At 66.4% G+C, this 10,687-nt stretch carries 10 protein-coding genes and 1 pseudogene; 1 reads left to right on the top strand and 10 read right to left on the bottom strand.

Features of this window, described 5'->3' with window-relative positions; translation table 11 throughout:
• Nucleotides 1–239 (bottom strand): annotated as a pseudogene (locus AC1D1W_RS18280) (amino acid ABC transporter substrate-binding protein); the annotation flags it as partial.
• A 236-nt stretch (nucleotides 240–475) separates the two neighbouring features.
• On the opposite strand from AC1D1W_RS18280, the gene AC1D1W_RS18275 reads away from it, so the two are divergent.
• The gene (locus AC1D1W_RS18275) at nucleotides 476–757 is read left to right on the top strand and encodes a hypothetical protein (protein ID WP_476944428.1); all 282 of its coding nucleotides are present in this window, start codon (nucleotides 476–478) and stop codon (nucleotides 755–757) included.
• Nucleotides 758–761: 4 nt separating this feature from the next.
• Here AC1D1W_RS18275 and AC1D1W_RS18270 read toward each other — a convergent pair whose 3' ends face one another.
• The 9 genes from AC1D1W_RS18270 to AC1D1W_RS18230 all read right to left on the bottom strand — a co-directional run.
• The gene (locus AC1D1W_RS18270; RefSeq protein ID WP_243181751.1) at nucleotides 762–1,259 is read right to left on the bottom strand and encodes a DUF1579 domain-containing protein; all 498 of its coding nucleotides are present in this window, start codon (nucleotides 1,257–1,259) and stop codon (nucleotides 762–764) included.
• Nucleotides 1,260–1,316: 57 nt separating this feature from the next.
• Nucleotides 1,317–2,666 carry a M16 family metallopeptidase gene (locus AC1D1W_RS18265; protein WP_243181750.1) on the bottom strand — a complete coding sequence of 450 codons (1,350 nt, stop codon included), beginning with the start codon at nucleotides 2,664–2,666 and terminating at the stop codon, nucleotides 1,317–1,319.
• Between the two features lie 105 nt (nucleotides 2,667–2,771).
• Entirely contained in the window at nucleotides 2,772–5,021 is a 2,250-nt protein-coding gene (locus tag AC1D1W_RS18260) for a polyribonucleotide nucleotidyltransferase (RefSeq protein ID WP_243181749.1), read from the bottom strand.
• 247 nt (nucleotides 5,022–5,268) lie between these two features.
• A complete protein-coding gene (rpsO, locus tag AC1D1W_RS18255; RefSeq protein ID WP_018774485.1) occupies nucleotides 5,269–5,538 on the bottom strand; it encodes a 30S ribosomal protein S15 in 270 nt (89 codons plus the stop codon).
• A 139-nt stretch (nucleotides 5,539–5,677) separates the two neighbouring features.
• Entirely contained in the window at nucleotides 5,678–7,027 is a 1,350-nt protein-coding gene (locus AC1D1W_RS18250; protein WP_476944427.1) for a kynureninase, read from the bottom strand.
• Nucleotides 7,024–7,878, bottom strand: coding sequence for a tryptophan 2,3-dioxygenase (kynA, locus tag AC1D1W_RS18245; protein ID WP_028277200.1), 855 nt, complete (start codon nucleotides 7,876–7,878; stop codon nucleotides 7,024–7,026). Before kynA ends, AC1D1W_RS18250 begins: the two co-directional genes overlap by 4 nt.
• A 96-nt stretch (nucleotides 7,879–7,974) precedes the next feature.
• The gene (locus tag AC1D1W_RS18240) at nucleotides 7,975–8,958 is read right to left on the bottom strand and encodes a bifunctional riboflavin kinase/FAD synthetase (RefSeq protein ID WP_243181747.1); all 984 of its coding nucleotides are present in this window, start codon (nucleotides 8,956–8,958) and stop codon (nucleotides 7,975–7,977) included.
• A 191-nt stretch (nucleotides 8,959–9,149) separates the two neighbouring features.
• Nucleotides 9,150–9,533 carry a hypothetical protein gene (locus AC1D1W_RS18235; RefSeq protein WP_028277198.1) on the bottom strand — a complete coding sequence of 128 codons (384 nt, stop codon included), beginning with the start codon at nucleotides 9,531–9,533 and terminating at the stop codon, nucleotides 9,150–9,152.
• Nucleotides 9,534–9,666: 133 nt separating this feature from the next.
• The coding region (locus AC1D1W_RS18230; RefSeq protein WP_476944426.1) for a DUF222 domain-containing protein at nucleotides 9,667–10,687 on the bottom strand (1,021 nt) is incomplete at its 5' end.

The following is a 10,687-nucleotide window of genomic DNA, read 5'->3' as shown; positions in this document are numbered from 1 at the left end:
CCCGAGCCGCCCGTGGCGTAGTCGATTCCGGCCTGCAGACCCTGGTAATAGGTGGCCCCATAGGCGGCCAGAGGTCCGGTCTTGGAATAGATGATGCCGACGTTGACGGGGTCGGACTTCGCGCCCCCGGCGCCACCGGACCCGGCCGGCGCGGACGAGCCCGAGGTCGGCGCACAGGCGCTAAGGGCGAGCCCGGTGGCCATCACGGCGGCCAGCAGGAACTTCTTTGTATCCTTCACGGGATGCCTTTCTTGAGAACCCACGGAGGGGCAGGATTTCCAGGTGATAACCCGGGCCAAACCTGAAAGGTGATTCAGATTACGGTAAATCTATGATGCGGGTCACGCGCTGTCAACGACTCCCCGCCCTGTTTGGCAACAGTCGGGCAACGATTCCGGGGTATCGCGTGGACCCTGCCGGTTCTAGAGTGTGGAATATCCCAACGGCAGGCGACATCATTGATCAGGAGCGCGCCATGTTTACCTTGCAGATCGAGCACAGGATCAAGGATTTTGGCATGTGGAAGACCGCCTTCGACCGTGATCCGGTGAACCGGGCGGCCTCTGGTGTCACTGCGTACCGGATCAGCCGCCCGGTGGACGACCCGCACTATGTGGTGGTCGAGTTGGACTTCGATCAGCGCGGGCAGGCGGAAGCCTTGTTGGCCAATCTTCAGGCGACGGTCTGGAACTCCGCCGACGCCGCCCCGGCCCTACAAGGGGCTCCAAAGACCCGGGTCCTCGAAGCCGCATCCTGAGACCTCACACCGGGACGGAGGCGCCCTCAGCGACGCGACGGCACACGGTGGTCATGAAGGGCGTGAAGTCGCTCGCCCTGCCCAGGCGGAGACCGGCGGCGTGAGTCAGTTCACCGTCGTCCACGCGGAAGGTGTGCCGTGCGGTGCCGCGGTCACTCCGGCGTTCCACGGTCAAGGTGCCGCCTTCCATGCTGGCGCGCGCGGGTCCCTCGGGCGGCAACCCCAAGCTGTTGACGTGGTACCAGAAGGCCTCGGGATGGTCCGGGTCCGTCGTGAAGACACCGTGGCCTTCGGACCGGGTCCCGTCCGCATCCGTGTGCCGGTAGCTCTGGGTGACGGCAAGCCCGGCGGCTGCCCGGGAAAAGATCATCTCGGTGTCCGCGGTGCGCGCCGGACCCCACGCGGTTGCCTCCCAGTGCGTGGTCCCCGTCCAATGGCCCAGGAAAGCCTCAAGCGCCTCGCATGCACTGCCTGGCAGCGGCCGGTCCACAGTTTCTCCCATATGGAGTTCCTCCCGAGTGACCCCGCCACCATCATGACGCCGCGCCAGTTGGAATGTCTAGGCCAGGAGTCCGAACGTCTCGCTTTCCTCAAACGGCCCGACCACCGTGACGGTCCGCGGGGCTGCCGCGAGCTCACGGGCGAGCTCCTGGACCTCCGCGGCTGTGACGGCCTTGATCTGGCGGAGGGTCTCATCGATGTCCTGGTACTCGCCGGACACCAGTTCCGCGCGGCCCAGCCGGGACATCCGGGAACCGGTGTCCTCCAGCGCCAGCACGATTCCGCCGCACAGCTGTCCCTCCGCCTTGCGGAGCTCCTCGTCTGAGATGCCGTCGGCAGCCAGCTTGTCGAGCTCGGCGCCCAGCAGATCAATGACCTGCCGGACCTTCGACGGGGTGCATCCGGCGTACATGCCGAAATAGCCGGCATCGGCGTAGGAGGACGCGAAAGAGTAGGTCGAGTAGACAAGTCCGCGCTTTTCCCGGACCTCCTGGAAGAGGCGGGAGGACATGCCGCCGCCGAGGACGGCGTTGAGCACACTCATCACAAAGCGGCGGCCGTCGGTGGCGACCAGCGACGGGCAACCCATAATGATGTTGGCCTGCTCCACCTGCCTCTTGACCACATGCAGGCCGGCCGTGCCGGTGATCGATGCACGTTCGGTGGAGCGGCGCTGCACGGGGGCGGCCGCGGCCTCAAGGTTCCAGCCGGCGGAGTGCAGGGCATCCACCACGAGCCCGCAGACGACGTCGTGGTCCAGGCCGCCGGCTGCGGTGACCACGAGCTCGTCGGGACGGTAGTAGCGGCGGTAGTGGTCCCACACCGAGTCGCGCGCCACGGCACGGATGGCTGCCGGCGTGCCGCCGATGGGGCGGCCCAGCGGGTGCGTTCCCAGCACGGCGGCCACGAAGTTCTCGTGCGCGACGTCGGTGGGATCGTCGCTGTCCATGGCGATTTCCTCGAGGATGACGTCCCGCTCCTGCTCCATCTCCTGCGGGTCCAGGACCGCGCCGGTGATCATGTCCGCGATGACGTCGATCGCCATGGGAAGGTCCGTGTCCAGCACGCGGGCGAAGTAGCAGGTGCTCTCCTTCGCGGTGGCCGCATTGGATTCCCCGCCGACCTCGTCGAAGGCCGAGGCGATCTCCAGCGCGGTGCGGCGCTTGGTGCCCTTGAAGAGCAGGTGCTCCAGGAAGTGCGTTGAGCCGTGTTGGCCGGGAGCCTCGTCGCGGGAGCCGACGCCGACCCAGAAACCGATCGTGGCAGAGCGCTGGCCCGGCATCGCTTCGGTGAGGACGCGGACGCCGCCGGGCAGGACCGAGCGTCGCACCTCGGAGCCGCCGTCGGCGCCGTGGATCAGGGTGTCAGCGTGCTGGTTCTGCTCTAGCGGCAGGGGGACGACAGTCATCAAGGCCTTTCATTGAACACATGCCAAATCTGCCTGCCATCCTACCTTTAACAGCAGCGGGGCCGGTGGTTGATCCACCGGCCCCGCTTTTTGACTCAGGAGAGACTACTCTGCGGCGTCCGCGGAGACCTCGGCGTCGTCAGCGTTTTCCGCGCCAGCCTCCTCAGCCACTACGGGCGAGAGGGACAGCTTTCCGCGATCGTCGATCTTGGTGATTTCCACCTGGATCTTCTGGCCCACGGAGACGACGTCGTCGACGTTGTCCACGCGCTTGCCGCCGGCGATCTTGCGCAGCTCGGAGATGTGCAGGAGGCCGTCCTTGCCCGGGGTCAGGGAAACGAAGGCGCCGAAGGTGGTGGTCTTGACGACCGTGCCCAGGTAGCGCTCACCGATTTCCGGGATCTGCGGGTTGGCGATGGCGTTGATCGCGGACCGTGCTGCGTCGGCAGACGGGCCGTTGGTGGCGCCAATGTAGACAGTTCCGTCGTCCTCGATCGAGATGTCGGCTCCGGTGTCTTCCTGGATCTGGTTGATCATCTTGCCCTTCGGGCCGATGACCTCGCCGATCTTGTCAACCGGGATCTTGACCGCGATGACGCGCGGCGCGAACTCGGAGAGCTCGTCCGGGGTGTCGATCGCGGAGTTCAGGACGTCCAGGATGTGCAGGCGGGCTTCGCGGGCCTGCTTCAGGGCGGCGGCCAGAACCGAGGCCGGGATGCCGTCGAGCTTCGTGTCCAGCTGGATGGCCGTGACGAACTCGGAAGTACCGGCAACCTTGAAGTCCATGTCACCGAAGGCATCTTCGGCGCCGAGGATATCGGTCAGGGCGGCGTAACGGGTCTGGCCGTCGACCTGGTCGGAGACCAGGCCCATGGCGATACCGGCAACAGCAGCCTTCAGCGGCACGCCTGCGTTCAGCAGGGACAGCGTGGAGGCGCAGACGGAACCCATCGACGTCGAACCGTTGGAGCTGAGAGCCTCAGACACCTGGCGGATGGCGTAGGGGAATTCCTCGCGGGACGGCAGCACCGGCATGATGGCGCGCTCTGCGAGGGCACCGTGGCCGATTTCGCGGCGCTTCGGGGAACCGACGCGGCCGGTCTCGCCGGTGGAGTACGGCGGGAAGTTGTAGTTGTGCATGTAGCGCTTGCGCGTCACGGGAGACAGCGAGTCGATCTGCTGTTCCATCTTGAGCATGTTCAGCGTGGTGACACCCATGATCTGGGTCTCGCCGCGTTCGAAGATGGCCGAGCCGTGGACGCGGGGCAGAACCTCAACCTCGGCGGTGAGCTGGCGGATGTCCGTCAGGCCGCGGCCGTCGATGCGGATCTGGTCCTTGAGGATGCGCTGGCGCACAACCTGCTTGGTGACGGAGCGGAAGGCTGCGGACAGCTCCTTCTCGCGGCCTTCGAACTGGCCGGCCAGGGAAGAGGTGACCTCGTCCTTGAGCTCGTCGGACGCGGTGTCGCGTTCCTGCTTGTCGGCGATCTGGAAGACAGCGGCCAGCTTCTCGGCGGCAGCGGACTCCACGGCGGCGTAGACGTCGTCCTGGTAGTCCAGGAAGACCGGGAACTCGACGGTCGGCTTGGCGGCGCGGGCTGCCAGGTCGGACTGTGCTTCGCAGAGGGCCTTGATGAACGGCTTGGCAGCCTCGAGGCCCTCGGAGACAACCTCTTCGGTCGGGGCGGTGGCGCCCTGTTCCTTGATGAGGTTCCAGGAGTTGTCGGTGGCTTCGGCTTCAACCATCATGATGGCGACGTCGTCACCGGCGATGCGGCCGGCGACGACCATGTTGAAGACGGCGTTCTCGAGCTGGGAGTGCTTCGGGAACGCAACCCACTGCGAGCCGTTCTCGTCGGCAACGAGGGCAACGCGGACGCCGCCGATCGGGCCAGAGAAGGGCAGGCCGGAAAGCTGGGTGGACATCGAGGACGCGTTGATCGCGACGACGTCGTAGAGCTCGTCCGGGTTGATGGACAGCACGGTGACGACGATCTGGACTTCGTTGCGCAGGCCCTTGACGAACGCGGGGCGCAGCGGGCGGTCCATGAGGCGGCAGGCCAGGATGGCTTCCGTGGAGGGACGGCCTTCGCGGCGGAAGAACGAGCCCGGGATGCGGCCGGCGGCGTACATACGCTCTTCGACGTCGACGGTCAGCGGGAAGAAGTCGAAACCTTCACGCGGGTGCTTGCCGGCGGTGGTTGCGGACAGCAGCGCGGTCTCTTCATCGATGTAGACCATCGCTGCGCCGGCTGCCTGCTTGGCAAGGCGGCCGGTTTCAAAGCGGATTACACGCTTGCCGAAGCGGCCATTGTCAATGATTGCTTCTGAGAACTGGATTTCGGGACCCTCCATAGAGAGTCACCTCCGTTTCTTGGTTCACGGAGCCCAGCCGCATCAACCCAGTCCAGCATCTGTCTACTGGCCTGCACTGCACCCGGTCATCGATCGAGACCCACGGGCCGGGCCTCATTCCTTGAGGCCGTTCCCGGGGATCACTACCGAGGACCGCGAATGCGTGATGCGGTTGATCCTCCTGTTTAGTTTTTTCCTGAAGAAGGCGGCCCTTTCCGGTCCGGAAGGGGCCGCCCCTTAAAGCTGACTAGCGACGCAGGCCGAGGCGCTCGATGAGCTTACGGTAGCGGGTGATGTCAGTGTTCTTGAGGTAGGTGAGCATGCGCTTGCGACGACCAACCATGGCCAGCAGACCGCGCTGGGTGTGGTAATCGTGCTTGTGCTCCTTCATGTGCTCAGTGAGATCCTTGATCCGCTGAGTCAGGACTGCAACCTGGACCTCCGGCGAACCGGTGTCGCCCTCGGACGTTGCGAAATCCTTGATGATGGACTGCTTTACAGCGGCTTCAAGTGCCACAATAACTCCTAGAGATGTGCCGTGAGGCCCGAATCAGTAAGTCACTGCCGGGGGTGCCGTCCCGGAATCCCCCCGCCGAAGCCGGGCATTCCGTACACAACAGGAGCCAGCCGCCACGGACTGCAGCCGGATCCAACGTTCAGTTTAGTGGCACGTCCGCGGTCTTGTCGAAACCGCCGGGCGCGGCCGCCGACTCTGCCGGCGCGCCAGCTGCCTGCGGCGGTTGCGGTTTTCCACTTTCCTGGGCTGCGAGAAGTTCGCGAATAGCGGCGACGCCCCGGTAAAGCTCCGCGAAGGATGTGCTGAGCGGCGAGAGCCCGATCCGGAGGCCCTGCGGGGCGCGGAAATCGGGAATCACGTCCTGGTCCCACAATGTGGCCGTCATTTCACGGAAGGCCGGGTGGTCGATCGTCACGTGGCTGCCGCGCAGTTCCGCCGCCCGCGGGGTGGACAGCTGCACGCCGGCCGGCGCCAGCCAGGCGTCGTAAAGTTCGAGGGCATAAGCGGTCAGCAGCCGTGACTTCTCCCGCAGTGACGCCATCCCCGCCTCCTCGATCAGGTCCAGGGTGCCGCGCATGGCGAGCATCCCGAAGATCGCCGGAGTGCCGCTAAGGAAGCCGCGGATGCCGGGGGCGGCCTCGTAGCCAGGACCCATCTCGAACGCGTCCTTGCGCCCCATCCAGCCCCAGATGGGCTGCTGCAGCCCGGCCAGGTGCCGTGCGTTGATGTAGGCGAATGCGGGCGAGCCCGGTCCCCCGTTCAGATATTTGTAGGTGCAGCCTGCCGCGAAGTCGACGTCGGCGTCGTCCAAAGCGATCTCTACAGACCCGGCGGAGTGGCACAGGTCCCACACCACCAGGGCGCCGGCGTCGTGGATTGCCGCGGTGATGCCCGGCAGGTCCGCGAGGAAGCCGGAGCGGTAGGCGATCTGGCTCAGGACCACGACGGCGGTGGCCGGGCCGGTGGCGTCCCGCACCTGCTCGCCGGTGACGCCGGAGGCGGGATCGGCGTCGATCCAGCGAAGGGTCAGGCCTTCTTCACGTGCGATTCCCTCCACCAGGTAGCGGTCCGTGGGGAAATTATCCGTGTCCAGGACGATCTCGGTCCGGGCCGGATCAGTGACGGCTGCCAGCGCGGCGCGGATGAGCTTGTACAGCACCACGGTGGTGGAATCGGCAATGATCGTCTGCCCCGGCGCCGCGCCGAGCACGGCGCGGCCGAGCTGGTCGCCGATCTTCTCGGGCAGTTCGAGCCATTCCTCGTCCCAGCCCCGGATCAGGCGGCCGCCCCAGCTGTCCTGGATGAAGCTGCTGATGTCGGTGACGGTCCGCTTGAGCGGACGGCCCAGGGAGTTGCCGTCCAGGTAGGACAGGTCCGTGTCCGTGCCGACGAAGTGGTCGCGGTAGCCGGCCAGCGGATCCGCGGCGTCGAGCTCAAGGGCGCGCTGCCACAGGCTGTCCGTCGATTCGGTGTTGGCGGAGATGCTCACTGGCCGATCTCCGTCCGCACGGCGAAGAGCTCGGGGAAGAAGGTCAGTTCGAGGGCCTTCTGCAGGAACGCGGCGCCGCTGGATCCGCCGGTGCCGGCTTTCATGCCGATGGTCCGCTGGACGGTGCGCAGGTGGCGGAAACGCCACAGCTGGAAGTTGTCCTCAAGGTCCACAAGTTCCTCGCAGGCCTCGTATGCGCCCCAGTTGTCGGCGGCGTTCTCGTAGATGTACTTGAACACCGGGACCAGTTCGGGGCAGAACTCGTGGGCCTTGGTGACGTCGCGCTCCAGCAGGGAGTCAGGGACGTCAAAGCCCTGGCGCTTGAGATAGGCGAGGAAATCGTCGTAGATGCTGGGGGCTTCGAGCAGTTCGCGCAGCATCTCGTGGGCCTCGGGGTCCGATTCGAACACCGGAAGCATCTTGGCGTTCTTGTTGCCGAGGAGGAACTCCACCGCACGGTACTGGCTGGACTGGAATCCGGACGAATTGCCGAGGAAGCCGCGGAACTGGGAGTACTCGGTGGGCGTCAGGGTGGCCAGCACGGACCATTGCTCGGTGAGCGTCTTCTGAATGTGCTTGACGCGGGCGATCGCCTTCAGGGCGGACCCGAGGTCGTCCGACCGCAGCCACGCGGCGGCGCTGCGAAGCTCGTGCAATACCAGCTTCAGCCACAGCTCCGTGGTCTGGTGCTGGATGATGAACAGCATCTCGTCGTGGTGTTCCGGGGTGCTGACCGGCTGCTGGGCGCTGAGCAGGGTGGGCAACTGCAGGTACGACGCGTAGCTCATCCGCGCACTGAAATCCCGGACAATGTCCTGGTCCAGTTCCCTCGTGTTTTTCTCGATGGTCACGTGTCTTGCCTTCCTTGCCAAGTGGCTGTGAATCAGCGCGCTCCAGTGAATCAGAACATTGTCCGCGCGGGGGCCGACGCCGATCCGGCCCGGTTCTTAGTGGGCGAACAGGAGGTCGTGGGCCTGGACGACGTCCAGGCGCATCTGCTCCACCAAAGCTTCAGCCCCACGGTACGCCACCATGCCGCGGAGCCTGGCGACAAATTCCACCACAACTGTCTGGTCGTACAGATCGAAGTCGTCGGGAGACTCTTCCGGGCGGTCGATCACGTGGGCCTCGACCTGACGGCTCACGCCGTCGAACGTCGGGTTCGAGCCCACGGAGATGGCGGCGGGCCAGCGCGTGCCTGCCTGGTCCACGAGCCAGCCGGCGTAGATGCCGTCCGCGGGGATGTACCCGGTGGCCGTCGAGGAGAGGTTCGCGGTGGGGAACCCGAGGTCGCGGCCGCGTGCGGCACCGTGCACCACCTCGCCGCGCATCCGGTGCGGCCTGCCGAGGACGGCAGCGGCGGTGGCGACGTCGCCCGCGCGCAGGGCCTCGCGCACCCACGTGGACGAACAGCGGCGGTCCGTGCCGTCGTCGTCGTGGATGGGAAAGCCCTCTGAGCCGAATTCGCTGATGACCAGCACCTCGAACCCGAGCTTCTTGCCCAGCTCCTGCATGGTGGCGAGGTCGCCGGAATTGCCGCGGCCAAACCGGGCGTCGTGGCCGACCACCACGTGGCTGGCCTTGAGGCTGTCGACCAGCACTGTCGCGACGAATTCCTCGGGAGTGAGACTGGCGAGCTCCATCGAGTACTTCATCACCAGCACGGCGTCGAGGCCGAGCTCTCCGAGAGCCACGAGCTTGTCCTCCAGCCCCATGATCAGTTCGGGAGCCGATTCCGGGCGGTGTACCTGTGCGGGGTGCGGGTCGAAGGTGATGGCGACGGCGCGTGCGTGGTTCAACCGGGCGGTACGGATGAGCTGCGACAGCACCTGCTGGTGGCCGCGGTGCACGCCGTCGAAATTGCCGAACGTGACAACCGAAGGACCAAAGTCCGCCGGGACCTCGGACAGATCGTTCCAGATGTGGACCATCAACCTCGCCTTTTGCTGCCTGCCATGAACTGCTCCGGAGCGACCGTGCCGGCTCCGGAACTCTCTTAGATTACCCGCAATCCGGGCAACTCCCGGACGGTTCGCCGGGCTCCCGGGGCATCCGCGTAGAGGCCCCGCCGGAGGAACCACGGTTAATCGGCGGCAGGGAGAAGGTGTGAGGCGGGCGCGCACTAGCGCCCGAGCAAAAGCCGCCGCTCGCTGTCGCGCACCGTCTGTTTCCGCCAATTCCGCCAATGCAGCAGGACGGCGACGAGGATGAGGGGGACGTGGAGCCCGGGCAGGATATTCGCTAACCACCGCGGCAGGTAGATGTCCGTGACGGAGCCAGAGCCGTCGCCAAGATTTTTCGCGACGACGGTCAGCGGGCATTGGAAGCCGGTGCCCGCAAAAATCAGCGATTCGCTGGCAACCACGACGGCGGCAGCCCTCGTTTTCCGGTCATTTCGGCCCGTGATGCCGGCGTACAGGACGTAAGCCATACAGGCCTCGATCACGAGCCAGGCAAGGGTGTGGAGCGTCTTTACTGCCCGCAGCATCAGACTGCGCTGGTCCATGCCTCCACCCTAGGCCCGACCGGGCGCGCATGCTTGGGACTTTCGGCCCGGTGCAGGGAGCCCGGCGACGTAGGGCGCTGATTTCGGGGGTCCCACCGAGTCAGTCGAGGCGAGCTTCAGTCCAGGCGCGGGGTCACTCCAGGCGGAAGTAGCTGTTCCGTCGGGGCGTCCGGGCTGGATCAAGGTGGGGTGGCGGGATGAACCARGGGATYCCGGTGCGCATCTGGATGCTCCAGTGTTCCTTATGGATCACGTGGTGGTGATGGGAGCAGAGCAGGGTKCCGTTGCCGGTTCCGGTGGTTCCGCCGCGGGACCAGTARGTGATGTGGTGGGCCTCGCACCAGGGSGCCGGAATGGTGCATTGCGGGAAGGCGCAGCCCCGGTCCCGGGCCGTGATGGCCTTGCGGATGTGGGGCGGGAAGACSCGGGAGGCSCGGCCGATGTCCAGGACCTGGCCCTCGCCGCCGAGGACGACGGGGATGATGTCGGCGTCGCAGGCGATCTTGCGCACCGTGAACGCGGTGACGGGGCCGGTGAACGCCAGAGATCCCGTGGCCCCGTTTTCGGAGCCGGTCGTCCCGAGCCGGGTGAGCAGGTCGCGGTAGTCAATGGTGGCCATGACCTGGGGCCGGAGCCCGCCCGCGGCGGGCAGCCCTCCGGTGGCGAGCGCCGCCTTGCAGGCACCGACCAGGCCGTCGAGCAGACGTTGGGGCCGGGAGCGGAGGTCCAGGGACGGCAGCGCGGCGTGCTGTTCGGCCGTGGCGGGCTCGTCAGACGGGCCGGGCTCGTCGGCCGCTTCGGACCCGTCACCCGGTCCGGCCTGCGCCGTGTGGCCGGTGGCGGTGCCTTCGCCGGTGTCGGGGCCGCTGCGGGGGTTGGTGGCGGTGTTCATCACTGTCACAAGGTGTTCGAACTGGTCCGCGGTCGCGAAGATTTCCAGGTGCTGCAGGCCGTGCCGGGGTTTGCGGAGGAAGGCGCCCTGGATCCGGCGGAGCAATTCCTCGGAAGGTTCGGCGCCGTCCTGGTCCAGCGCCTCGGCCCACCGGCGGGCGATCCGGGCCAGGAAGTCGGCGTCGTTTTCGATGGCCGTCACTGTCAGGGCATGTTCCATGGTTGCGGCGGCCTCGGGGAGGCAGCTGTGCCGGACCCGGTCC

This window comes from Arthrobacter sp. P1_B4, from assembly GCF_056406555.1.
The sequence above is the reverse complement of the archived record's forward strand: the minus strand, read 5'-3'. Positions and strand labels throughout refer to the sequence as shown.